The organism is Actinopolyspora mzabensis (genome assembly GCF_900101095.1).
Classification (GTDB): domain Bacteria; phylum Actinomycetota; class Actinomycetes; order Mycobacteriales; family Pseudonocardiaceae; genus Actinopolyspora; species Actinopolyspora mzabensis.
This window is the reverse complement of record NZ_FNFM01000010.1, coordinates 75037-99365: the sequence shown is the minus strand read 5'-3', so window position 1 is coordinate 99365 and position 24329 is coordinate 75037. Positions and strand designations below refer to the sequence as shown.

Here is a 24329-nt window from a genome sequence, read left to right as displayed (position 1 = left end):
TTTCCCACCGCATATGAGTTCGTTGAAAAAGTCGACGAGGCAGGAACGCGGCTTCACCTGATTCCCTCGAACGAACAAGGAGACCGGATGGGTTTGGACTCCCCACTACCCCGATCACTGGAGGCACGCACCACCTGGTGCCATCCCGACGAGGCGATCCGCTGGGTGTTCGCGCAACGGTCGGTCCGCTACGACGTGGCGGGACTCGACCCTACCGGCAGTCCACACCCCGGTTGGGGCAAGCGGCTCGGACAGGGAATCAAACGAGCCGCGGGCGGCGCGGGGATGGCCGTGCTGGGTGCGGGGCTCTCGATAGCCACCGGTGAGATCCCGGTACGTGAAGGCGGAACCAACGGCCCCGCACCGAGCGTGCCCGACTTCCCGAACGTCACCGTGTTCGGAGCGGACCCCGACAGCGAGGCAGCATGCCTGCTGTCGCAGCAGGAGCTGGCACGGCTGATGGGCAACGACAGCATCAACCTGGACAAGCTGGCCGGAGACTGGATCCTCACCTCACAGCGACTGGCGCTCCTGGTTCCGGAGGGCGGCTTCACGCAGCGGTCCGGAGCCACGGGGCTGGTAAGCGGTGCGGTGTCGTGGGCGAGCAAGAACGTGCGCAAGTACGGCGACAACGAGGCGGGCAAGCCGTTGGAACCGAACACGCTGACCAGCCTCTTCGAGATTCCCCGCACCTCGATCACCGGTTTCGACACCGCGGACAGGGCCACGGGCAGCGAGGAGAACCCACGGACCGAGCGGTGCTTCCGGATAACGCTGCGGGACGGATCAGGTTTCGACCTCCATAAGCCGGATCCTGCGGTACAACAACTGACCGAAATGACCAGCTGACCTCAATAATTGGAATCATGAGCAACAGAAAACTAACAAAAGAAGTGGATTTCATACTCGAATGGGACAAAGCTATCACCGAAAATTGGGCCGATACAGATGAAAGTGTTGGCCTGGTGAAGCCTATAAAACCCTCCCATACCGCTTCGATTATCAACGGTGAAACACGCACACCACATTCCCCGCTCGGACATACCCCCGAAGTAAAACTTGATACCCCCCACTGGCCGCTTCCCTCAGAGGCAGTATCAGGGGGAAGCCTGCCGGAGGACGAGTGGGCTGACGATCCCACGATCGGCCATTGGGCCATGGCTACAAATCCGGAGGACGAAGCGATAAGACTCCTGGATCACATTTGCGTGGCTCACGAAGGTTCCGCATTGGTCGTAACCGATAAACGCATTGCAGTAGTAATCGAATCACATTTACTGAAAACGAAATCAAAAAATGAAAACGCAACGAATGGCAGCCTGATCAACAAGGCTCTCCATCTGGCACGGCCCGCCCAAGAAGCCACCGAAAAAATAAACAGCAAAGATACCGATGCGTCTATATCGACCCTGCATGAAATCGAAATAAAAAAAGTTGAAAAAACACAGCCTCTCCCCCTCGGGAAGCAAATCCCGAAACGAAGATACTATGTAGTCGACTTCACCGATGGTTCACGTTTTTGCCACGCAACAGAATAAAGTGAAAATCGAGGAAATCGAACCAGTTTTCCGGCTCGAACGACCGAGAGAGCACGAAGCGGTAGAAATCATGGTGAAAGTCAAGACGAACGAACCGAGGCGCCGCAAGGACAGGTCGGCGCCGTTCTGCGTCATCACCGGTGTCCTCTTCGTTGGCTGCGTGGCCATCGCAACCGCCATCGGGGAGCTGAACCTCGACTACGGCCCGAGCGGTCCCACCTGGACGCCCGTGTTCAACGCCGCGCTGACGGCGGGGTGGGTGTTCGACCTGCTGTTCCTGATCGGCTACCTGAACGCGGGCGAGATCTCGGGCAACACCGACAACATCCTCGCCAACCTCGCCAAGGGCCTGCTCAAGGTGGTCATGATCCTGTTCGGAGGCGCCTATCTGCTCATAATGCCGCTCAACCTCATCGCGATCTGGTAGGGCTCACCGGTCCGGCAGCGCCCCGAGATCGCCGAGTCGGTAGCCGTTCGGATAACCGGGGTAGCTGAGTTTCCTGCCGCGTCCCAGCCTGCTGACCTGCCGCGCGGGGCGCAGGCGCTCGGCCGCCCCGTGCAGCCGCAGCGCGGCGGTGACCGCGCTCGTCTCCCAGCGCTTCGGTTCCGGAAAACCGAATGCCGTGCGCATCGCCGGTTCCAGTCCGGCGATGAAACCGCGGCGGGCGATTCCCCGTAACGGCTTCGGGAACCAGGCGCAGACCATCGCGAGGTTGTAGCGGCCGACGTCACGGTTGCTCTCGGCGTACCTGAAGTGCTCGGCCTCGTAGTCGCGGTTGAACCGGTCGAACTCCTCATAGCCGGGTATCCCGCGTATTCCCATCCGAACACCGATCTGGTGGTAGTGCCAGTACGCCGCCGTCCGCTCGTGGTCGCTCATGGGTCGCCAGCCGTAGGCGTCGATCCACCTGATCGGTTCGTAGATGAAGGTGGACAGCACGTAGAGCATGTCGTCGTTGCTGATGTCGTAGCGGCCGTGCATCCGGTTGACCATGCGCAGCGCCTGCTTGCCCCGCTGCGAGTCGTAACCGTGCCTGCCCATCTCCTCCATCAGGATCGAGGTGTCGTCGTAGCGCTGCTGGGCTCTGCACTCGAACTCCCCGGTGTGCCGCAGCAGTTCGGAGATGCTGGGTACGCAGAAGGTGCGGAACAGCGCGAGTTCCAGCGCCCGCGTGTAGTCCCAGGGAAACTCCAGCCCGGCCGAGATCCGGTACACCAGGGTGTGTTCGCGTTCCGGGTCCAGCCGTCGGATCAGCCGCAGCCGTGCGTACTTGCCCAATGGATCGAATCCGCGTTCACCAGCGGTACGGGACACCGAAAATCACCCTCGCGCGACCAGCAGTGGAATGTACTGCTCGTCGGCGGTGAGCGAGCCGTGCTGCCCGAGCAGTGCGGCGGCGTGGGGCTCGGCCGACGAGCGGATCACTCCATTGTGCCGTGCGAGAGCGATCACGTCACCGATTCTGGCTCGAACTCCCTCGGATATCACGGGTCCGAACCAGCCCGCCGCGATGGCCTCCTCCGCGGTGAGCACTGTCGCGTCGGAACCGAGCTTGCTCCGCCACGTGGCCAGCACGTCCTCGGTGGCTCCGGGCTCGGTGTAGACGTGCCGAACACGCACCTCGCCGCCGACCAGCCGTACCCCCTCGGAAAGCTCGGGGTCGGTGTCGGCGTCCGGCGAGCTGCCCGGTTCGAAGGGGACCATGCCGTGATCGGCCACCACCAACAGCTGGGTCCCGGCGGGGAGCCGTTCCGCGACCGACTCGACCAGTCGGTCCACCTGGCGCAGGTGCATTCGCCACGGCCGCGATCCCGGCCCGTGCACGTGTCCGAGCATGTCCAGCTGCCCGTGGTAGCCGTAGCACAGCACCGGGGACGGGGCCTCCATCCCCGCGAGCAGCTGCGCTGCCAGGTCCCCGAGCGCGTTGACGCCTCGCAGTTCGCCACCTCGTAGGGCTGCCCTGGTCAGCCCGGTTCCCGCGAACTCGGCCGGTACCACCAACCGGGTGTCGACCCCGGCCGCCACGGCACGCTGCGGCACGGTCTCCTTCGGTTGAACCGTCTCGGGGGGCCATGCGTCGAGCAGGCTCGTGTCCTTGCCGGAACCGTCCCGCCTGCTCCAGGACAACGGCCGCAGCAGCGCTCCGCCGGGTTCGGCGAAGGAGTAACCGACCACGCCGTGCTCCCCCGAGCAGCGACCGGTCCCCAGCGAGGCGATGCTGGTGGCGGTGGTGGTGGGGAAACCGGCAGCACCCGGTCTGGCGGTGTCCAGTTCGGCCAGCACCGGAGCGTCGGCGGCGTACTCGCGCAGCAGCCGCCAACCGAGACCGTCGACGAGCAGCACCGCGGCCGAGGAGCACTCGGACAGTCCCATCCGGTCGCTGAAGCCCGGTGTTCCCATCGCTCCCAGTGCCGAGGGCAGCGTGTCCGCCAGCTGCCACTCGGCCGCGTGGGGGGCGACGATCCACTCCATGGCCGGACCTCCGTCGGTGCCTGGCAACGTGTCGGTTTGCCGGTCCACGAACTCCGTACCCACATGCTCGGGGTGCGGGGAACCGAGACCTCGGTTACAGCCTCTCACCGACGCGTTCCGTGGTGCTACGGCCGACGGTGGTGTTCTTCGGCGCTCCCGCCGCGGCCATTTCCCGCGAAATCGCCGGGTGCGGTGAGCGATCAGATGTCCAGCTGCCGCCCCACGATCTCCTTCATGATCTCGGTGGTGCCGCCGTAGATGGTCTGCACCCGGGTGTCGAGGAACGCCTTGGCGATGGGGTACTCGAGCATGTAGCCGTAGCCGCCGTGCAGCTGCAGGCACCTGTCCACCACGCGCTTGTTCATCTCGGTGACCCACCACTTGGCCATGGCGGCGTTCTCGATGCTGAGCTCGCCCTTGAGGTGTTCGCGGACGCAGCGGTCGACGAACACCTGTCCGATCTCCACCTCGGTGGCGATCTCGGCCAGTTCGAAGCGGGTGTGCTGGAACTTGCCGATGGGCCTGCCGAACGCGGTGCGCTCCCGGCAGTACTCCTTGGTCATCTCCAGGGCCTTGGCCGCGCCCGCGGCCGAGGCGACCGCGATGGAGAGCCGTTCCTGGGGCAGGTTCTGCATCAGGTAGATGAAGCCCTGCCCCTCCTCACCCAGCAGGTTCGTGGCGGGCACGCGCACGTCGTTGAAGAACAGTTCGGCGGTGTCCTGCGACTTCTGGCCGATCTTCTCCAGGTTGCGTCCGCGCTGGAAGCCGGGTCGGTCGCTCTCCACGACCAGCAGGCTGATGCCCTCGTGTCCGGCGTCGGGGTCGGTGCGGGCGACCACGATCACCAGGTCGGCGTTGATGCCGTTGCTAATGAAGGTCTTCTGCCCGTTGATCACGAACTCGTCGCCGTCGCGCGTCGCCGTGGTACGGATGCCCTGCAGATCGCTGCCCGCCTCGGGTTCGGTCATGGCGATGGCGGTCACGATCTCACCGCTGCAGAATCCGGGCAGCCAACGGCTCTTCTGCTCCTCGGTGGCCAGTTTGCTCAGGTAGGGAACGTTGATGTCGTTGTGCACGGGGGCGCCGAACCCGGTTACGCCGGCGGTGATCAGTTCCTCGTCGAGAACGATGTTGAACCGGAAGTCGTCGATGCCTCCCCCGCCGAAGCGCTCCTCGACGGCGGTGCCGAGCAGCCCCTGCGCGCCGGCCTTGCGCCAGGCGTCCTTGCTGACCACACCTGCCTCTTCCCACTCCTGCTGGTGCGGCACCAGTTCCTTGGTGACGAAGGTCCGGCAAGTCTCGCGGAACGCCTCGTGCTCCGCTTCGAACAGTTCCCTGCGCATTGGCCTCACGTTCCTTTCACTGTGCGGGAACCCGGGCCGGTTCCCGTCCGGGATAGATCGACGGATCAGGCGGGCTCGTCGAGCTCGCCGTGCACGGCGCCGGAGGACAACAGGCCGTCGTGGTCGGCGACCCGCCATTCCCGGAGTACCCGCCCGCTGTGGGCGCCCGACTCCGCGACGGGGCCGGGTAAGGGGTTGGGGGTGTACGAGAACCGCGGTGCGGCGGCGGGTTGCACCACCCCCTCGGATTCGACGAGGGTCTGCCTGGCGAGCACGTGCGGATGGCGTGCCGACTCGGTCATCGACAGCACCGGGCTCACGCAGGCGTCAGTGCCGTCGAAGATCTCGGTCCAGTGCTGTTTGGTGCCGCTCGCGAACGCCTCGGTGAGCCGCTCGCGGATCTCCGGCCAGTTGGCGGGATCGTCCCGGTCGGGCAGCTCACCGGACAGGCCCAGTCCCACCAGCAGTTGTTCGTAGAACTGCGGTTCGAGCGCACCGACCGCCATGTACTCTCCGTCGGAGGTGGCGTAGACGTCGTAGAACGGTGCTCCGCCGTCCAGCAGGTTGCTGCCGCGGCGGGTGTTCCAGCCGCCGGTCGCGAGCATGCCGTGCAGCATGGTGGCAAGATGCGCCGAGCCATCCACTATGGACGCGTCGACCACTTGGCCGCCGCCGCCCGCGCGGGCACGCAGCTGGGCGGCGAGCACACCCACGGCCAGGTACATCGCACCGCCCCCGAAGTCCCCGAGCAGGTTCACCGGCACGCGGGGCGGCCCGTCCGCGTCGCCGATGGTGTGCAGCACTCCGCTGAGCGCGATGTAGTCGATGTCGTGGCCCGCCGTTTCGGCCAGCGGGCCGTCCTGCCCCCACCCGGTCATGCGGCCGTAGACGAGATCGGGATTGCGCTCGAAACAGGGCTCGGGACCCACGCCGAGCCGCTCGGCGACACCGGGGCGGAAGCCCTCGAGCAGGATGTCGGCGCGTTCCGCCAGGGCCAGCACCGTTTCGGGGCCGCGTTCGTGCTTGAGATCGACCCGCACCGACCGCTTGCCCCGGTTGAGCAGGTCCTCCTTGCCGCTACCTCCCGAGGGACGCTCGACGCGGACCACGTCGGCCCCCAGGTCCGCCAGCAGCATGGCGGAGAACGGTGCGGGGCCGAGTCCCGCGAGTTCGACGACCCGCACTCCGGCCAGTGGTCCCGCCCCGGCCGCTCGCTCATCCGATCGCGCCACTGGAGCACACTCCCTGGTTCTCACCGGCGGGTGATCGCGACCACCCCGAATTCGACGGAGTTAGTGTTACATTTCTGGTGTCACATTGGTCAAGTAGTACCCTGCTGGACATGCTCCGAACAGCCGACGAAGAGCTCACGATCGACGAGCTGGCAGCCAGGGCGGGCGTGACCGTGCGCACGGTGCGCTTCTACGCCTCACGTGGTCTGCTGCCACCACCTCGCCTGCGCGGTCGCGTCGGGCTGTACGGGGCCGATCACCTGGCCCGCCTGGACCTGATCCGGGAACTGCAGAACCTCGGCTTCACGCTGACGGCCATCGAGGGGCATCTGGAGCGGATACCCGAGGACGCTCCTCCGGAGGAGCTGGCGCTGCAACGCGCGCTGCTGGCCCCGTGGACGAGCGATCAGGCCGAGGAGATCGGGCGGGAGGAACTGGACCGGCGTGCCGGTCGCGCCCTTTCCGACGAGGAGATCGAGCAGCTGCTGACGCTGGGCATCCTGGAACGGATCACCGACGGGACGCGCGAGAACGACGAGGGGCGGCTCCGCCTTACCAGCTCGTCCATGCTCAACGTGGGATTACAGATCACCGAGCTGCGGCTGCCGCAGGAAATGCTGCTGCAGGCCAAGCACATCGTGGAGCAGCACACCTCGCAGATGGCGAGCGAACTGCGCGAGCTGTTCGCGGCCAACGTGTTGCGCCCCTACGTGGAGCGGGGACGGCCGGAATCCGAGCGGGAACGGGTCAGGACAACGGCCGACCAGCTGCGTCCGCTCACGATTCAGATGCTGGTCAACGGATTTCAGCGTGCCGTCAACGATGTCATCCGCAATCATGTCTGACCGAGGTGTGCGGGAGCGGCCCGTCGAAGCGCTCACTCGGCACGGACCCCGCCCGTTGCTGGGCCGAGTCGTTGTCGTGCGAGTGTAACGCGAACTCGCGACACCCGGTGCTTCCACGATCGAAGGAAACCCGATTCGGTGATACTGCCCCGCGATTGCGGCGCGGGGCTACTCCAACCGGGTAAGCATTTCCCGAGGCGATCCCCTATCTACACGGAGGAAGCACAACATGAGCTTTTCCGGACCGCTCGGCCGTACCCTGTTCACCGCCTGCGCGGCCGTCGCGGGCATGCTGTTGCCCCTGGTACCGCACCCGGACTCCGAGCGGGCTTCCGCAGCGACCACGACCTCGGTGAACGAGGCCCAGCAGGCGGTCAGCGTACTCAGTCTCCGGGTCGTGCCGAGTGACCGCGCGGAACGGGCCCGTTCGGTAACCCTGCGCTGCGAACCGACCGGCGGAACTCACCCCCGGGCCGAGGAGGCATGCGAGGAGTTGGCGAACACCGGGGGCGAGTTCGGCGCACTCCAGGAGGAGCGGAATCCGATGTGCCCACTGGTGTACCGCCCGGTAACCGTCCGTGCCACCGGGATGTGGCGGAACCGGGCCGTTGACCACCGCGAGACGTTCTCCAACAAGTGCGAGATGCAGGCGAAGACCGGTAAACTCTTCGAATTCTGATGTCGCACCGCCACCCGCTCGGTCCGCGTGGCGGTGCGGGTGGCCCGGGTGGGCGTCAATTTCCCAAGAAATCGCCGGGCCACCAGCACCGACGAACAGCCGTGCCAGAGGTTCCGCCAGGAAACCAACTACGAATGCCGCGAGAAAGCGCCGTCAGCACTCGATGACGTTCACGGCCAGCCCACCGCGGGCGGTCTCCTTGTACTTGTCCTTCATGTCCTCGCCGGTGGCCCGCATCGTCTTGATGACCTTGTCGAGCGAGACGAAGTGGCTGCCGTTGCCGCGCAGCGCCATCCTGGCGGCGGTGATCGCCTTGACCGAGGCCACGGCGTTGCGCTCGATGCAGGGAATCTGCACCAATCCACCGATCGGGTCGCAGGTCAGGCCGAGGTTGTGCTCCATGGCTATCTCGGCGGCGTTCTCCACCTGGGCAGGGGTGCCACCGAGCACTTCGGCCAGTCCGGCCGCGGCCATGGAACAAGCCGAGCCCACCTCGCCCTGGCAACCGACTTCGGCGCCGGAGATCGATGCGTTCTCCTTGAACAGCACCCCCACCGCACCCGCGGCGAGCAGGAACCGTGCCACTCCGTTCCCGTCCGCACCGGGCAGGAACCGCATGTAGTAGTGCAGCACGGCCGGAACGATGCCCGCGGCACCGTTGGTCGGCGCGGTCACGACCCGACCACCGGCGGCGTTCTCCTCGTTGACCGCCAGTGCGTAGACCGTCACCCACTCCATCGGGTCGTCGGTGTCGCCGAGTTCGGCACGCAGTTCGGCGGCGCGTCGCTCCACCCGCAGCCCACCCGGCAGCGAGCCCTCGCTGTTGCAACCGTTGTGCACGCACTCGCGCATGACGTGCCAGATCGACAGCAGTTCGTCGTGCACCCGCTGTTCGTCACGCCAGACCAGTTCGTTGGCGAGCATGAGGTCGCTGACCGAGTGACCGGTCTCGTCGCAGTGCCGCAACAGCTCGACTCCGGTGCGGAACCGGTGGGGCAGTTCGGTGGTGTCCTGTTTGATCCGGTCGGTGCCCGCGGCCTCCCCGTCGACGACGAAACCGCCGCCGACGGAGTAGTACACCGCCCCGCACAGCTGCTCCCCCGATTCGTCGACCGCGGTGAACCGCATTCCGTTGGGGTGCACCGGGAGTGTCTCGCGCCGATAGAGCACGAGGTCGTCGTCGTAGTCGAATCGGATTCCGCTGGTGCCGTTCAGCAGTAACCGGCCGGTCGATCGGATCTCGTCGACCCTGCCGGAAACCGCGATCGGATCGACCGATTCCGGTAGGTGGCCCTCCAGACCGAGCAGCACCGCCTTGGGGCTGCCGTGCCCGTGCCCGGTCGCGCCGAGCGAGCCGAACAGCTCGGCCCGCACCCGTGCGACGCGTGGTAGCAGGCCCTGTTCACGCAGCCGCGCCACGAACCGCGCGGCCGCGCGCATGGGTCCCACGGTGTGCGAACTGGAGGGACCGATCCCCACCGAGAAAAGATCGAAGACACTGATCGCCATTGATCGTCTCTTCTTCGTACGTGAGGTGTGGTTCGCCCGCCCCGCCACCTCGTCGTGGCGGAGCCGCTAGTCAGCGGCGGCGGGAGTCACTGGCGGTGGGAGTCACTCACCCGTGAGTTCGGCGTACTGCGTGGCGTCCAGCAGCGGGCCGTACTCGGTGACGCGCAGTTCCAGCAGCCACCCGTCGCCGAACGGGTCGTCGTTGATCTTGGCCGGGTCGTCGACGACGGACTCGTTGACCGAGACGACCTCACCGGTGGCGGGAGCGTAGAGGTCGCTGACCGACTTGGTGGACTCCAGCTCGCCGCAGGCCTCACCGGCGGTGATCTGCTTGCCCACCTCGGGCAGGTCCACGTAGACGATGTCACCGAGCGCGTTGGCCGCGTAAGGGGTGACCCCGACACGCACGACGTCGCCGCGCTCGGCCAGCCACTCGTGCTCCTGGGTGTACTTGAGGTCCGTGGGCAGACTCATGGGGGAGGCTCCATTGCTGTCGTTTGGACACCGGTACCCGACGTCCCGTGGGGCCGTCGGACACGAGCATTCTCGCGTGCCGCGACTCCACCCGGCCGGGCGGCATGCCGCGAACACCGGAGTCCGCGTACTTGGTGGCCTCCCCCTCTGTTGCGGAACCTGAGAGCTTCACCGCGACATCGCGGTTTGCACCGTGGGTGCGCACGCCTTCGTCGCGGCGGCGCTTTCCAGAGTTGCCTCGATCGGACGGTACGGCTGCCTGAGAGTTTACGGGGAGTTTTGCTCCTTCGGCGCCCGTTCGGTGACACCGTGTGCACGGTGCTCACCCGCGGGACTCTCCCGCCCGGTGTCGTGGGCCGATATGCGATTGTCGCTGTGTTCGGCAACGATAACCCGAGGGGTGGGCGTATCCAACCCCGGATGTCGCGAAGCAGCGACCACTACCGGCGAATCGGGGGCCGAAGCTCGCGCTGTGTGCCCACGATCACCACCGGAGGCGGTCACGGGCCTCGCGCGGGTGGCCGGGTCCCGGCACCGGAGCGCTCGGGGAGTCGAACCGGAGAAATTCCCTTCTGATCCCGACCCCGGGAGGGGCGATGGTCGACATACGGGGCCTGGTCGAGCGAGTCGGCCCCGCACTGCTGCGTCCGGTGGTGGTGCCGCAGGACACCTGCGGTGTCGGGGACGTGGTCATCGCCGAACCCGAGGATCCCGGCGGGATCGGAACGGCCGACGTGGTGCTCGGTGTGGGGATCACCGACCGGGCGTGGGCCGTGGAGCTGGTGCGGGAGTGCGGTGCGCGGCAGGCGGCGGCCGTGCTGCTGAAACCGCCGGTGTGCGCCGAGGACTCGGTGATCTCGGCGGCCGGTGAGGCGGGCCTCGCGCTGATCGAGGTCCGGCGGGGCGCGGCGTGGGCGCAGCTGGTGTGGTTGCTGCGGAGCGCGCTGGCCGGAACGGATCCGGGCGCGGCCGCCGGCTCCCCGCAGCAGGTGGGCTCGGCGGGTCTGGGTGATCTGTTCCGACTGGCGGACGCGGTGGCCGAGGTGGTCGACGCCCCGGTGACCATAGAGGACGCGCACTCGCAGGTGCTGGCCTACTCCGCCCGGCAGGACGTGACCGATCCCGCCCGGGTTTCCACGATCATGGGGCGCAGGCAACCGGACGACGTGCTGGCGAAGTTCCGGGCGCGGGGCACGTTCCGGCAGCTGAGCCGCGGGGGCTCGGCCGTCTACGTCCCGGAGCAGCCGGACGGCACGCTGCCCCGGCTGGTGGTCCCGATCCGGATGGGCGGTGAACTGCTCGGATCGATGTGGGCCGTGGTCACCGGTGAGGTGTCCGAGGAGCGTGCCTCGGCGTTCGCCGACACCGCCGCGCTGGTGGCACTGCAACTGCTTCGCTGGCGGGTGATGACCGACTCGGAGCGGCAGCGCTCGGCCGGGTTGGTGCGGTCGCTGCTGGAGGGCGCCGAGGGCTGGCGCGCCGCCGCCAACGAGTTGGGGACGGGTGCCGAGCAGCACCGGGTGGTGGCGATCGACGTGCGGGCCAGCGACGGCACCGACGAGGGGCACCGGCTCGCGATGTGGGAGTGGATCACCCGGGGAATCGGTCGCGGTCCGATGGTCGCCGAGTCGGGCGGTGTGCTGTACGCGGTGGTGCCCGACCGCTCCGGCACGGGTGGCTGGCCCGCGCTGCGGGAGGCGTTGCTGGCGCACATCCACGAGATGGACGCGGCCGATCCGCGCCCACTGGTGGCGGTGGGAACCGCCACCCCGGTGGCGGAACTGCCGGAATCCCGCGGCAGCGCCGACGAGGTGTTGGCGCTGCTGCGCACGGGCATGGTGGAACGCGATATCGCGGTCCACGAGCAGCTCTGGCACTCCCTGGTGCTGGCGAGGACCGCCGGTGCCGCGGGCGACGCCGGGGTTGGGGCGCTCGGCCCGCTGCAGCGGCTGCGCGACCACGACCACGGGCAGGGGAGCGAGTACCTGCGCACGCTGCACGCCTGGCTGCGCCACCCCGGTGATCCGCGCGCGGCGAGCCGGGAACTGCGGGTGCACCCGAACACCTTCCGGTACCGGATGAAGCGGGTGGGCGCGCTGTTGGACGTGGATCTCGACGACGCGGACGTGCGCTCGGCACTGCTGGTGCAGTTGCTGGCCGAGCGGTGGAACCCGCACGGCTGACTGTTGTGCCGGCGGCACAAGAGAGCCGGTGCGCTCTCATTGTGCGGGAATGATGCGGCCGGGCCGGTGACGGAGCATCGTGGTTCGCGACAGCGTTGCTCCCTCCCGCACCTCGGGGGGATGGGCGGCGCGGTGCGGAGAACGCCCCCGGCACACCCGCCGGTTCGGTGATCACCCGAACGGAATCGAACACCATCCCTCGGAAGGAAACCGCAGTGAAGATCGCCGTACCCCGCGAGATCAAGAACAACGAGTACCGCGTCGCGCTCACACCAGCGGGGGTGCACGAGTTCGTCGGCAGAGGCCACGAGGTATTCGTGGAGGCGAACGCGGGCGCGGGCTCCTCCATTCCCGACGAGGAGTTCCTCGCGGCGGGGGCGAAGGTTCTCCCCGGCGCCGAGGAGGTGTGGTCCGAGGGCGAGTTGGTGCTCAAGGTCAAGGAGCCGATCGAGGAAGAATACCCGCGACTGCGGCGGGACCAGGTGCTGTTCACCTACCTGCACCTGGCGGCGTCGGGCGGGCTCACCAACGCGCTGCTGGACTCCGGGGTCACCGGTATCGCCTACGAGACGGTGCAGACCGCCGACGGTGCGCTGCCGCTGCTGGCTCCGATGAGCGAGGTGGCCGGTCGACTGGCTCCGCAGGTGGGCGCCTACTCGCTGATGCGCCCGAGCGGCGGGCGCGGGATGCTGCCCGGGGGCGTTCCCGGTGTGCACCCGGCGCGGGTCGTGGTGATCGGCGGTGGCGTCGCGGGACTGAACGCCGCGCGGGTCGCGCTCGGCATGGGTGCCGATGTGGAACTGCTGGACACCAACGTCGACAAACTGCGTGAGATCGACCGGGACTTCGACGGGCGTATCCGCACGGTCACCTCGAACCGCTACAGCGTCGAGCAGGCGGTTCGCGCGGCCGATCTGATCATCGGCGCGGTGCTGATCCCCGGTGCGAAGGCACCGAAGCTGGTCTCCAACGAACTCACCGCACAGCTCAAGCCGGGCAGCGTGCTGGTGGACATCGCCATCGACCAGGGCGGGTGCTTCGCGGACTCGCACCCCACCACGCACGACGCCCCGACCTACCGGGTGCACGACTCGGTGTTCTACTGCGTGGCCAACATGCCGGGGGCGGTGCCGAACACCTCCACCCACGCGCTGACCAACGTGACGCTGCCCTACGCGCTGCGGATCGCCGAGCGGGGCTGGCGGCAGGCCTGCCGCGAGGACGAGGCGCTGGCCGCGGGGTTGAACACCCACGACGGCACGCTCGTCAACGAACCGGTCGCCGCCGCGCACGGGCTGTCGCACGACAGCGTGGCGAGCGTGCTCGGAGCGTGACGGCCGAGTCGCCTACTCGGGGGACCGAGGCGACGAAGCACCACCGGAGAAACGGGGCCTCTCTCGCGCGCGAGAGAGGCCCCGTTTCGTTCGAGGCGGCCTGCTCAACCAGCCTGGGGGTCACCGGGAGCTGGCCGCCGATTCCCAGTGTAGAACACCGACGCCCGGTTACCGAACCCCTGCGGCCGGATATTCAGCTGATTTTCTGCTCGCTGCGCTACCGGCTTTCACTCGCGTTTCACACGAAAGTGTGATGAAGCGGGCAAAACCTGAAGTCCTTACGGGTGAACGTCGATGCTCCAGACAGGTGCGGTACCACTCCACCGCTCCCACGCAACGAGCAGTTCGGGAGGATCCGTATGGAGATCGGGACTCGTCGGCCGACCCGTCCGAACAACCCCACGACGACGCTGGGTGGCGATCTGAGCGAAACCCCCGTCGAGCAGTCGCGGTCCGATGCCGAGAAGTCCCCGGACGGCTTCGAGGGCATCACCGCGGAAGACGATCACGAGTCCTTACAGCGCCAGCTCGACCGACTGGAACAGCTGGCCGACGAGGGCCCCGCGGAGACGGTGCTGCCGCTGGCCCGCTCGGAACTGCACCGGCTGACGGAAGGACTGCGCGCACTGCTGCAGGAGCACGGTCCGGACGAGAACGGGCGGTGCCCGGTCTGTCCCGGCGGACTGCGTGCGCGCCGCTGGCCGTGTGAGGTCTGGGTCACCGCGCACGCCCAGCTCATCGGCGAAGATCCCGACCCGGTCGGCAGCGCCAACCGCTCCAAGCTGGCCCGGATTCGGGAGAGGAGTCCCCGCGATCCCTTCGGGCGACATCGCTCCGCACGCACTCCGCGCATCCCGGTGATCAGCACGGCCGTGGTCTCCGGTGGTGCTCGCGGCCCCGGCGACTGGGACACGGGCGAGTTCACCCTCCCGGATCCGGCGAGCGCGCCGGACGACGCCCCGGAGCACGAGGCCACCGAGGAACTGCCCGCCGTGCCTCCCGTCGGCGGTCACCTGGAAACCGACCGGAACCGGATCCACCGTGCCGGGGTATCCCCCGGGAAGGAGCGCGGATAGCTTTCGGCGGACCGAGCACAGTTCCCCAGCGGGGTTCCCACCCGCGCCGGCCGGCGCGGGAGCCGACACGAAAGATCTTCGCGGACACCGGAACCGATCCGCCCACGCATGAGGCAGGATTGGGTGCAGCGTCCAACGATCACCCACGGGCCCGTTCCGTGGTGACCGCGCGGCGCCGCACGGACCGCGAGGATCGGGGTGTCCCCGTGAACTGGAGGAACGAGTGCACGACGGCAGCGGCCGCATCCTGGTGCAACAGCTGCACAAAAGCTTCGGGCCACTGACCGCGGTCCAGAACCTCGATTTCGCGGTCGAGCCGGGTTCGGTGACCGGTTTCCTCGGCCCCAACGGGTCCGGCAAGACCACCACACTGCGCATGATCCTGGGGTTGATGAAACCGACCTCCGGTGCCGCCTACGTCGAGGGCGTTCCGTTCACGAAGCTCCGGAACCCCGCGAGGGTGGTGGGAGCGGTACTGGACTCGCAGTCCTTTCACCCCGGACACACCGCGCGCGGCCATCTGCGCTGCTACACGGCCGCCCTGGAACTACCGGACGAGCAGGCCGACCAGGTGCTGGAACTGGTGGGGCTCGGCAACGCCGCGCGTCGCAAGACCAAGGGGTTCTCACTGGGCATGCGGCAACGACTGGCACTCGCCACCGCACTGCTGGGGGATCCCCGGATCTTGATACTCGACGAGCCCGCCAACGGGATGGACCCGGAGGGTATCGCCTGGCTGCGGGGCTTCCTGAAGGCCTACGCATCCACCGGGCGCACCGTGCTGGTCTCCAGCCACCTGCTCCGCGAGATGGAACACACCGTGGATCACGTGGTGATAGTCAGCCGCGGCCACTCCGTCTACAACGGCAGCCTGGAACAGCTGCGCGCGGGCAGGCAGTCCCGGGTGCTGGTTCGCGTGTCGGATCCGATGACGCTGAGCTCGATGCTGCGGGAGAGCGGTGTGAGCACGGAGTACCTGAGGGACGGCAGGCTCGCGGTCACGGGGGTGGACACACGCGGCATCGCCGACCTGGCGTTACGCGCGGGGGTGGCCATCCAGGAGTTGCAGGAGTCATCCGGCGATCTGGAGCAGCTGTTCTTCCAGCTCACCGAGGGACAGTTCACCGGTTCCCAGCAGCCGTTCGGTCCCGGGCAGCAGCCGGCTCCCGGCACGACCGGACAACAGCGGTGGCAACCCCAACCAGTACAACCCCAACCGGTCCAACAACAGCCGATCCCCCAACATCCGGCGCAGCAGCAGGGGTACGCGCAGCAGCCGTTCCAGCAGCCACCGCAACAGTGGCAGCAGTCCCCACCACCGCCGTCCCAACAGCCTCCGGGCCAACAGTTTCAGCCGGAATCGGCGGCACCGAGCCCGTGGGCGCCGGACAACGCCGGGCAGCGATCGGCCGAGAGTTCCCCACCGGAATCGGGCCCACCCGGTCTGGGGAGTGGCTACCGCTCCCGAGCCGAAGAGCCGGAGTCGGAACGGCGCGAGGCAGAGCACTCCCGCGCCGACGAGGACACGCACGGGGGTGAGAACCGGTGAAGGGGCTGATCAGAGCCGAGTTCCGCAAGATGCTGCCCACGCCGCTGTGGTGGGCGCTGCTGATACCGGTGGCGCCGTGGAGTCTGCTGGTCGCCTGGTACGGCACGGCGATCGGTCAGGTGGAGGTGCTCCAGGAGGTCACCGGGCAAGCGCTGCCCACCGGACTGTTGGCGATGTCGCTGGCGACCAACTACAGCACGATCTTCGCCGCCCTGCTGGGAGCGTTGATCATGACCCGTGAGTCGTGGAACAAGACCATCACGACCACTTTCCTCACAGCTAACCCGCGCAGCTCGGTGCTGGGCGCGAAGCTGGTGCTGTGCCTGGCGCTTTCGGTGGTCTACGGGATCGTCAACGCCGTTTTCGGGCTGCTGGGGGGCTATCTGGGCGGTTCGCTGGGCCACGCCGCGGGCGGCGTGGGCGGCCTGGACCAGTGGTTGATCATCGGCGGTGCGGGCGTGCTGGCGACGGTGCTGTGGGCGCTGCTCGGGTTCGGGTTCGGGGCGCTGGTCAACAACTCCGTGGCGGCCGTGCTGGTGCTGGTGTTCTACAAGTTCATGGTGGACGTGCTCGCCTCCATCGGACTCGCGGGCAGCCAGTTCGCCTGGCTGAGCGGTTATCTGCCCGGCGCGGCCTCGAACGGGATCGTGGGCAACCTGGCGGTGCCGATGTTCATCTCGGAGTTCGCGGGCCCACGCGAGTCGATAGTTCCGGTGCAGGCCTTCGAACAACTGCACGCCGTCTTCGGCGGGGACTACGGCTTCGCCTGGTGGGGCAGCGCGCTGGTGTTCGCGGGTTATGCCGCGCTGTTCTGCGGCGGTGCGATGCTGCTCGTCCGCAACCGCGAGATCAACTGAGGTGCTCCGCCCCGCCGAGCGATCGGCGGGGCGGACCGTCCCCCGAGTGGAGGCCCGCGAGGTCGCCCGGATCCCTCTGGTGGACGAGAAATACATCCGTGTTCGCGATACCCGCGCTGCCCCGGCGTGCACGAGAATCGGGAAATCGAGGACGGAGCGGAGCTCTCGTACTCGACGACACGCACCTCGACGGGAGTCAGCGATCGTGAACGTATCCGAAGCCGAGGACCGGGCGGACACCTTCGTGCCGCACGATCATCCCGAGTGGACAGTGAACCTCGGGGAAGTCCGCATGAACTACGCCGTGACGGGCGAACCGGACTTCCCGGCGCTGCTACTGCTTCCGGGGCAGAGCGAGTCGTGGTGGGGCTACGAACCCGTTCTCCCGTCACTCGCCCGGCACTTCCACACCTACGCGGTGGACCTGCGGGGGCAGGGCCGCTCGACGTGGACGCCCGGCCGCTACACCCTCGACAACTTCGGCAACGATCTCGTGCGGTTCATCGACCTCGTCATCGGACGGCCCACGCTCGTGGCCGGTCACTCCTCGGGGGGCTTGCTCGCGGCGTGGTTGTCCGCGTACGCGAGACCCGGGCAGATCCGCGGGGCCGTATACGAGGATCCGCCGCTGTTCTCCTCGGAGACGGAACCGGCCTGTGGCCAGTCGATCCGGCAGGGAATGGGGCCGGTGTTCGCGGCGTGGCACAAGTGGCTCGGCAACCAGTGGTCGATCGGTGACTGGCACGGACTGCGGCGAGCACTGCCGAACGAGCTCCCGCCCGTACTGCTGGAGAACATGCCGGGAACGCGCCCGAACGACTCGGAGCACGACTCCGCTCCCGGTCCACCGCAGCACCTGCGGGAGTACGATCCGGAATGGGCGGGTGCCTTCGTCTCCGGCAGCATCACCGCGGGATGCGACCAGGACACCATGCTCTCGCGGGTGCGAACACCGGTGCTGCTGACCCACCACTCCCGCCGGGTGGACCCGGAGACCGAGCAGCTACTCGGCGCCCTCTCCGACGTGCAGGCGCAGCGGGCCTGCAGGCTGATCGAGGCGGCCGGACAGCCTGTCAGCTATCTGTCGTTCCCCGAGATGTCGCACTCGATGCACGCCACGAATCCCGAGCTCTACGCGCGCACCGTCGTCGAGTGGGTGAGGTCGCCGGCCTGAGTACGGCGGGCCGGATCGCGTGGGTGGTGCCGGTTGTCACCTCGGCCGCTCCGAACCGGGATGTCCCGGCACGGCGAGCCGTGCCGGGCGGCCACAGCCTTGTCGCCATCGCACAGCCCGACACGACCACTCGGTGGTCGCTCCTGGCTCTCACCTCCAGCAGGCTGCGATCACACGAGTCCGGCCGCGGCCCCCGGCTCACCCGCCGACGCGGAATCGGAATCGGCACAACGGAGATTCTAGGAATTCCACGCGTGCAGGGCGCTCCACGTGTTGGGCCCCACTATTCCGTCCACCGTCAGGTTCGCGTTCGCCTGGAAATGTTCGACACCGGTCCGGGTCGCCGGCCCGTAAATCCCGTCAACGGCGAGCTGCATGTACGTCACGCGGTTGATCATGCACTGGGCGTGCTTCACCAGCGGACCACTGCTGCCGACACCGAGGGTGAGGTGAGCACCCTGCCCGTAGTCACAGACGGAAACCTCGGCCGCCGCCGAGGAGTCCGTACCGGCGGCGGAGACGCCGCCACCCAGGAGCGAAAAAGCCAGTACGGAGAAAAACAACCCTATTAACTTCTTGCGCATGAGAAAACCTTTCCATGAGCACAACAGAACGCATCGTACAAAACCGCCGAACGAGCGCAAGCACTTCATCGATGAAGTCTTTCCTCATTCCGCCGCACGGACCAACGTTCAGGTACGAACGGGTGTTCACCCACACAACTGGGATCTCCGACCGACCGGGAGGATTCACTGGACTCGTACGGGGCCGCCCCGCCGTGGTGGTGCCGCGCAGGGCCTACGAAACCGGGTGGGAAGCGTTCCGTCGCCGGTGGCGGTCGAGGTAGCGGTTCATGAGCTCCCAGTAGCCGAGCAGCAACACCAGCTGTGCGGCTGTGGCGGTGCCCGCCGGAACGGGGCGGCGCCGACGAGCGGCGACGAGCGCGATCAGTCCGGCCACGGTGGCGGCGATGTTGACGCCCAGCGCGGCGTCCCGAGGACGGTCGGTGATCCACTGCTCCTCACCGAGCATGGCACGGGTGGCCCAGGCGTGCTCGTCGGCCGGTTCCGGAAACACCACCGGGTTGAGCGCGAACCACACCCCCACGACCGCAGCGTGACTGCGACGTCGCGTCCACATCGGGAGCAGCAGCAACGGGGTGCTCGCCCAGCGGCTCCACGCACTCCACGGATTGGCGTGTCGGGCGAAAACCGCACGGCGGAGCCGCGCCGGCCCACGCGAGCAGTTGGAGGTCATGAGTGTCCGTCCTCCTGGAACGTTGCCTCGTCAACGCCGACCGGACTTCCCGGCACTCCCGGAACCACCCTACTCCGGCGACAGCCCCATCGGCAGCGGCGATTCGACCCGCGGATCGACAGTGTGAGGTCGCGTTTACGGTACCGCTCACCAGCTATCCACCAGGATCCCTGAACACCGAGAGATCTGCCGGCTCCACATCGGACTCGCGCCGGTGACCATGCGCACTGCTCAAGGGAGAAGCGCGAGGGACTGGTCGAGCGAGCGACCGAAACCGACGGCTCCCGTGCCGTGACCGTCGCACTGACCCCGGCCGGTCACGAACTGGTCGAGGAACTCGTGCCAGCGTCCTCATGCGCGAGGCCGAACTCGTATCCGGACTCACCGAGGACCAACGGTCAGCCCTCACCGAGCTCCTTCGTCGTTTTCTCGGCGAGCTGCACACTCGGCTCGGTCAACAGGGCACCAGCCACGTCGGCTCCGTCTGACGACCCGATCCGTTCGGCGTGCTCCCGCGCGGAATTCACGACGTGCACCGCGGAGATCAGATCGACGGATCATCGCCCGGGTACCGCACGGGGACTCGCAGCTCGTGCAAGTGGATACGCAACAAGCCCTCGACCCTGGCGGGGGATGCGCGCTCCGGACGAGCGAGCAGGTGCGCGGTGAGTCCGTCGAGCAGCGCGTGCAGCCGTTCGGTCTCGCTCTCGATCTCCCGGCTCGCGGCCATGCAACCGAACTCGACCAGACTGTCGAGGGTGTGGAGACACTGCTGACGCACCCCGTCGTCGGCTTCCCGGCGGATCTCGGCTATGACGGAATCATTCGCCGCCTCCGCGACGAATGCCTGGTAGATAAGCGCCTCGGTACGTCGTTCCTCGTCGAGCGGAAGCAACTCCAGCAGTAGCGCCAACGCCGCTTCCACGACCCGCCCCTCGTGCGCGTCCGCGATCCGGAGTTCCGCACCGGCCGTGATCCGTCGGCCGATCTTGTCGATGAGCTCACGCATGGCGAAACGCAGAAGCTCGTCCTGCGTGGAGAAGAAGTAACGAACCGACCCCGTGGCCAGCTCCGCCTCGCGTGCCACACCGCGCACGGAGGCTTCCCGCAGACCGTCGCGCAGGGTAATTCGCCAGACGGCCTGGGCGAGCAGCGAACGACGCTCCGCGTGATCTATCCGAACTGGCACCCCCACAACCTAGCACAGCTGTGCTAAATTAGCTTTTCGTAACACAGCTGTACTAGAAAGAGGTCTGTCATGATCGACGAAACAGCCCCTCGCGACAGGTGGGCACCCTGGTGGATGTACGTGCTGCTCATCGTGGGTGCGAACCAGCTGCGTCAGTTGATACTGCCGTTCGGAACGGTGCCCGAATGGGCAGATGTCGTGATCGCGGCGCTGGTCGCCGCGATCTGCTTCGCGCTCATCACACTCGTTTACCGCGCCGGAGCCGATCGCTGATGTCGGCACCGGTCCCCTACCAGGCAGCACCAACCGGACGAACCGCGATACCGCTGCCCCGCAGCGCCCAGGCGAGCGTGTGGCTCGCGGTGATCGGTCTCGCGAGTGGTCTCCCCGCATCGTTGGCGGTGGCCGCGGGCTGGGAGAACGCTGGTTTCGCGCTTCCGCCGATCATCGCGGTGCTGCTGGTCACGAGCGCGGTTTTCCTCCACCGAGCCGTACGACCGCTGCTGTTGGTCCTGACCGCTTCGGTGACCGGGTTGTGGCTCATCACCGTCGCGTTGGAACTGGCGGAACCGCTCCTGCTCGGATGGCCGACCGCAGCACGCGTGCTCGCGGTCAACGGCGCCAAGGTGTTGCCACTGGCCCTCACCGCGATCGTGCTCCTCCGGTACCGGCCGGGCCGGCACGAGATGGCACTACGAGTCGGCCAGTGGCGCGCGGACAGCGGACTACGCGTGGCCGGATACCGGATCGACTGGAGATTGATCGGCACCACCGTCGGCTTCGTGGTCTGCTGTGGAACCATCGCCACCGGAGTCGAAGCTTTCAACGTGGCCGGGCTGAGCGAAGCCCTGCTCTGGCTGCCTGTCTACACCGCCGCGGCAGTCGTCAACGCCACTGCCGAGGAGTTCCTGTTCCGGCACGCGATCAACGCGGTCGCCGGACCACTGATGGGCAGGACAGCACTCATCGCACTCACCTCGGCCTACTTCGGAGTCACCCACATCAACGGCACACCGAGCGGTCTCGCCGGGATTCTGCTGTCCGGACCCTTCGGCGTGGTACTCGCGCTGGCGATCGACCACACCAGGGGGTTCTGTTGGAACTGGACACTGCACTTCATCGCCGACATGGCGATATTCTTCACGCTGATCGCCGCGAACAGCTGACGACAACCGCACCGTCCCTCGCCGGGATCAGCGAAGCAGCAACTCGCGCCCCCGGCCTCGCCTCGCTGGAAGTTTCGATCCGCGCGAAGGACGGTGGGGGTATCGGACGGCCGACACGGCCCCGGCGTTCCGACTGGCACCGGACGATCCGGCTCTGCTACCTTGCACGGCGTGCCTACGGGAAGTCTGTTTCTCTGACCCGCTCCTCGGACGGATGCGGAAGGCCGGAGTGAGTTCTCCTCCGGTGCTGTGATGCCGGGCGGTGCCCGCATCACTTCACTTTTCGTGCCCTTTCGGCTCGTTTCCGCATCGGCGTCCCTTCGGTGATCCCGTTTTCGGTTACACGACGAGAGTTGAGCGAGTCATGACGACTGACCACGTTTCCGTGTCGAGCACCCCGAATACTGACTGGTTCCGCGAGCACACCAGCCGCCTGAGCGGTTCGGACGTCGACGCCCCGCTGGACGACCTCGAACCGTTGCGCGACGTCATCGGCGACGCACGTGTGGTCGCCGTGGGTGAAGGCGCCCATTTCGTCGGCGAGTTCACCAGCACCCGACAGCGGGTGCTGCGTTTCCTCGCCGAACGCTGCGGGTTCACGGTGCTGGGCTTCGAGTTCGGATTCGGAGAGGGAATCGCCCTGGACAACTGGCTGCGGGGCGAGGGTGACGACGCCGAGCTCGGCGCGGTGGGCGGAACCACGAATGCCGGGGTCAACCCGCGCATGGTGCGGTGGCTGCGTCGGCACAACCGCACCAGCTCACACCCGCTGCGCTTCGTGGGGATCGACACTCCCATGGCCGGTGGCCGACTTCGCCCGGATCTGGAACCACTGGCCGAGTACCTCCGCGAGGTCGATCCGGAGGTGGTCGGCCTGATCGATCGGGCGCTGGGCATCGCCGACCGGTTCACCGGTGGTTCGGTGGCCGTGGCAGCACCGGGATGGGCAAGGTTGGAAGCGGCCGACCAGGACGCGCTGACCGCATCGCTGGCACGGTTGTCGCTGCGGTTCCGCTCGATGGAGCCGTTGTACGTCTCACGTGGTGGCCGATCCGCTTACGATGCGGCGCTGCGCCACCTGGAGGCGGCCCTGCACACCGACTACATGTTCGGCGCCATGCGCGACGTCTTCACCGGTCAGGGGCTGGAAGGCGACGCTTCCGTCCGGGACCACCACATGGCCGAATCGGTGCGTTGGCACCTCGACAATGCCGATCCGGACACGCGCATAGTGCTGGCCGCCCACAACAACCACATCCAGAAGACACCCGTGTACTTCGACGGTGAACTCGCGGCCCTACCCATGGGTTACTACCTCGACCGGGTGCTCGGCGAGAACTACCGTGCGCTCGCCCAGACGCACACCGCCGAACACGTGGCGGAGATGCACCCGGACGAGAGAGCCGAATCCGGGCTGACGGTGGCCGAGGAGCCCCTCGACGCTCCCGAGCCAGGAAGCGTCGAGGCCGCCGTCATCGACGCCGGTTACGGCGACGACATCAGCCTCACCAACCTCCGGGAGGCACCCGTGGGGAGGCTGGACCGCATCCGCACCCAGAGTGCCACGCAACTCACTCCGGTGGTGGAGGCGTTCGACGGAGTGCTGACCGTTCCCACGACCACCACCTACTACACGACCGGTCTGCGAGAGGAGTAGAGAGAAACCGGGTTCGTTCCCCGGGACAACGCGTTTTCCGGGGAACGGGCCGCTTCCCGACTCGTGGCACTCGTCCCGGTACGGTCACGTCGAGACTCCTCCGGCGCGAACTCTCGGGCGTTCCGGGGAGTCAGTCGGAGGTACTGGCCGACTCGATCGGCTCGTGGGGATAAGCGGCGATTCGGCTGGCCTCGGCGATGACCTCGGCGTCGATCCACGCTTCGTCGGGAGTGCTTACGCCGTAGCCGACCGTGGTGTACTGGTCATCGAGGCCGGCGACCAGTTCGGTCAACTCCAGTTCGTGCCCGTGTGCCAGGTGGATACGCCGCGCGAACTCGCGGGCCGTCAGCTCCCCCGCCAGCACGCGCTGTGCGAGTATCCGCGCGACGGCCACCCGTCCTGCCTCGCTGTCGAGTGGGTAGAAGACGAGTCCGAGTTCGTCGAGCGCGGCGGGCAGCAGCGCGGGCACACTTTCCCCCGCCTCCGCGCGGGTGCACGCAGCGAGAACGCGCAGCGTCGGGCTGTCGAGATCGGCGAGGAGCGCGTCGCAGGCGACGCGGACGAGTTCCTCGGCGTGGATCTCCCGCGCACTCCACAGCGCGGCGTTCTCCTGCAGCACGGTCGCTGCCGTATCGGGCGAAGACATCCTTCGATCATGGGGGGTTCGCGACGCTCGTGGTCGAATGATTTTTCCGTCGTGGCGCACCGTCACCCCTTCGCGGCACCGCCCGCTCGCCCCGTCCGGGGCCGAACTTCGCCCAACCGGGCAGAAGGGCTCAGCGCTCCGCCGGTAC

At 67.4% G+C, this 24329-nt stretch carries 25 protein-coding genes and 1 riboswitch; of the genes, 14 read left to right on the top strand and 11 right to left on the bottom strand.

Annotated elements, in window-relative coordinates:
* Positions 1–87 precede the first annotated feature (87 nt).
* From BLR41_RS17235 to BLR41_RS17225, 3 genes are all read left to right on the top strand, one after another.
* Positions 88–849, top strand: a complete 762-nt coding sequence (locus tag BLR41_RS17235; RefSeq protein ID WP_092629917.1) for a hypothetical protein — start codon at positions 88–90, stop codon at positions 847–849.
* 17 nt (positions 850–866) lie between these two features.
* Positions 867–1538 carry a hypothetical protein gene (locus BLR41_RS22610; protein WP_143013116.1) on the top strand — a complete coding sequence of 224 codons (672 nt, stop codon included), beginning with the start codon at positions 867–869 and terminating at the stop codon, positions 1536–1538.
* Positions 1539–1611: 73 nt separating this feature from the next.
* Positions 1612–1965, top strand: a complete 354-nt coding sequence (locus BLR41_RS17225) for a hypothetical protein (protein WP_143013115.1) — start codon at positions 1612–1614, stop codon at positions 1963–1965.
* Positions 1966–1968: 3 nt separating this feature from the next.
* On the opposite strand, the gene BLR41_RS17220 is transcribed toward BLR41_RS17225, so the two are convergent.
* From BLR41_RS17220 to BLR41_RS17205, 4 genes are all read right to left on the bottom strand, one after another.
* Entirely contained in the window at positions 1969–2853 is an 885-nt protein-coding gene (locus BLR41_RS17220) for an oxygenase MpaB family protein (RefSeq protein ID WP_218120210.1), read from the bottom strand.
* Positions 2854–2859: 6 nt separating this feature from the next.
* Positions 2860–4011, bottom strand: coding sequence for an alkaline phosphatase family protein (locus BLR41_RS17215; protein ID WP_092630351.1), 1152 nt, complete (start codon positions 4009–4011; stop codon positions 2860–2862).
* Between the two features lie 200 nt (positions 4012–4211).
* Entirely contained in the window at positions 4212–5354 is a 1143-nt protein-coding gene (locus tag BLR41_RS17210) for an acyl-CoA dehydrogenase family protein (RefSeq protein WP_092629908.1), read from the bottom strand.
* 65 nt (positions 5355–5419) lie between these two features.
* Positions 5420–6586, bottom strand: a complete 1167-nt coding sequence (locus BLR41_RS17205; protein ID WP_092629905.1) for a CaiB/BaiF CoA transferase family protein — start codon at positions 6584–6586, stop codon at positions 5420–5422.
* 110 nt (positions 6587–6696) lie between these two features.
* Here BLR41_RS17205 and BLR41_RS17200 point away from each other — a divergent pair, with 110 nt between their 5' ends.
* Together BLR41_RS17200 and BLR41_RS17195 are read left to right on the top strand one after the other, a co-directional pair.
* Entirely contained in the window at positions 6697–7431 is a 735-nt protein-coding gene (locus BLR41_RS17200) for a MerR family transcriptional regulator (RefSeq protein ID WP_092629902.1), read from the top strand.
* A gap of 229 nt (positions 7432–7660) precedes the next feature.
* The gene (locus BLR41_RS17195; RefSeq protein ID WP_092629899.1) at positions 7661–8110 is read left to right on the top strand and encodes an SSI family serine proteinase inhibitor; all 450 of its coding nucleotides are present in this window, start codon (positions 7661–7663) and stop codon (positions 8108–8110) included.
* A gap of 153 nt (positions 8111–8263) precedes the next feature.
* Here BLR41_RS17195 and BLR41_RS17190 read toward each other — a convergent pair whose 3' ends face one another.
* Both BLR41_RS17190 and gcvH read right to left on the bottom strand, forming a co-directional pair.
* Entirely contained in the window at positions 8264–9619 is a 1356-nt protein-coding gene (locus BLR41_RS17190; RefSeq protein WP_092629896.1) for an L-serine ammonia-lyase, read from the bottom strand.
* A gap of 102 nt (positions 9620–9721) precedes the next feature.
* Positions 9722–10093, bottom strand: a complete 372-nt coding sequence (gene gcvH, locus BLR41_RS17185; RefSeq protein ID WP_092629893.1) for a glycine cleavage system protein GcvH — start codon at positions 10091–10093, stop codon at positions 9722–9724.
* 237 nt (positions 10094–10330) lie between these two features.
* Positions 10331–10445, bottom strand: a riboswitch (glycine riboswitch).
* A 244-nt stretch (positions 10446–10689) separates the two neighbouring features.
* On the opposite strand from gcvH, the gene BLR41_RS17180 reads away from it, so the two are divergent.
* The 6 genes from BLR41_RS17180 to BLR41_RS17155 all read left to right on the top strand — a co-directional run bounded on the left by BLR41_RS17180 (position 10690) and on the right by BLR41_RS17155 (position 18266).
* Entirely contained in the window at positions 10690–12276 is a 1587-nt protein-coding gene (locus BLR41_RS17180; protein ID WP_092629890.1) for a PucR family transcriptional regulator, read from the top strand.
* 215 nt (positions 12277–12491) lie between these two features.
* Positions 12492–13610, top strand: coding sequence for an alanine dehydrogenase (gene ald, locus BLR41_RS17175; protein ID WP_092630347.1), 1119 nt, complete (start codon positions 12492–12494; stop codon positions 13608–13610).
* 359 nt (positions 13611–13969) lie between these two features.
* Complete coding sequence (locus tag BLR41_RS17170; RefSeq protein ID WP_218120209.1) at positions 13970–14686, top strand: hypothetical protein; 717 nt, start codon at positions 13970–13972, stop codon at positions 14684–14686.
* Between the two features lie 223 nt (positions 14687–14909).
* Positions 14910–16235, top strand: coding sequence for an ABC transporter ATP-binding protein (locus BLR41_RS17165; RefSeq protein ID WP_092629887.1), 1326 nt, complete (start codon positions 14910–14912; stop codon positions 16233–16235).
* Entirely contained in the window at positions 16232–17092 is an 861-nt protein-coding gene (locus tag BLR41_RS17160; protein WP_092629884.1) for an ABC transporter permease, read from the top strand. Before BLR41_RS17165 ends, BLR41_RS17160 begins: the two co-directional genes overlap by 4 nt.
* A gap of 205 nt (positions 17093–17297) precedes the next feature.
* Positions 17298–18266 (top strand): alpha/beta fold hydrolase, encoded by a 969-nt coding sequence (locus tag BLR41_RS17155; RefSeq protein WP_218120208.1) that lies wholly within the window; start codon positions 17298–17300, stop codon positions 18264–18266.
* A gap of 239 nt (positions 18267–18505) precedes the next feature.
* On the opposite strand, the gene BLR41_RS17150 is transcribed toward BLR41_RS17155, so the two are convergent.
* From BLR41_RS17150 to BLR41_RS17140, 4 genes are all read right to left on the bottom strand, one after another.
* Positions 18506–18850, bottom strand: coding sequence for a peptidoglycan-binding domain-containing protein (locus BLR41_RS17150; RefSeq protein ID WP_176798035.1), 345 nt, complete (start codon positions 18848–18850; stop codon positions 18506–18508).
* A gap of 214 nt (positions 18851–19064) precedes the next feature.
* On the bottom strand, positions 19065–19523 hold the full coding sequence (locus tag BLR41_RS17145) for a DUF6653 family protein (RefSeq protein WP_176798034.1): 459 nt from the start codon (positions 19521–19523) through the stop codon (positions 19065–19067).
* 398 nt (positions 19524–19921) lie between these two features.
* Positions 19922–20050, bottom strand: coding sequence for a hypothetical protein (locus BLR41_RS23730; protein WP_281240969.1), 129 nt, complete (start codon positions 20048–20050; stop codon positions 19922–19924).
* A 17-nt stretch (positions 20051–20067) separates the two neighbouring features.
* Positions 20068–20712, bottom strand: coding sequence for a TetR/AcrR family transcriptional regulator (locus BLR41_RS17140; RefSeq protein ID WP_143013114.1), 645 nt, complete (start codon positions 20710–20712; stop codon positions 20068–20070).
* 69 nt (positions 20713–20781) lie between these two features.
* Between BLR41_RS17140 and BLR41_RS22935 the strand changes: the two genes are divergently transcribed.
* The 3 genes from BLR41_RS22935 (at position 20782) to BLR41_RS17130 (ending at position 23535) form a co-directional block, all read left to right on the top strand.
* On the top strand, positions 20782–20985 hold the full coding sequence (locus BLR41_RS22935) for a hypothetical protein (protein WP_176798033.1): 204 nt from the start codon (positions 20782–20784) through the stop codon (positions 20983–20985).
* Complete coding sequence (locus tag BLR41_RS17135) at positions 20985–21878, top strand: CPBP family intramembrane glutamic endopeptidase (RefSeq protein WP_176798032.1); 894 nt, start codon at positions 20985–20987, stop codon at positions 21876–21878. Before BLR41_RS22935 ends, BLR41_RS17135 begins: the two co-directional genes overlap by 1 nt.
* A 364-nt stretch (positions 21879–22242) precedes the next feature.
* On the top strand, positions 22243–23535 hold the full coding sequence (locus BLR41_RS17130; RefSeq protein ID WP_092629872.1) for an erythromycin esterase family protein: 1293 nt from the start codon (positions 22243–22245) through the stop codon (positions 23533–23535).
* A gap of 130 nt (positions 23536–23665) precedes the next feature.
* Here BLR41_RS17130 and BLR41_RS17125 read toward each other — a convergent pair whose 3' ends face one another.
* A complete protein-coding gene (locus BLR41_RS17125) occupies positions 23666–24181 on the bottom strand; it encodes a hypothetical protein (protein ID WP_092629869.1) in 516 nt (171 codons plus the stop codon).
* Between the last annotated feature and the right edge of the window lie 148 nt (positions 24182–24329).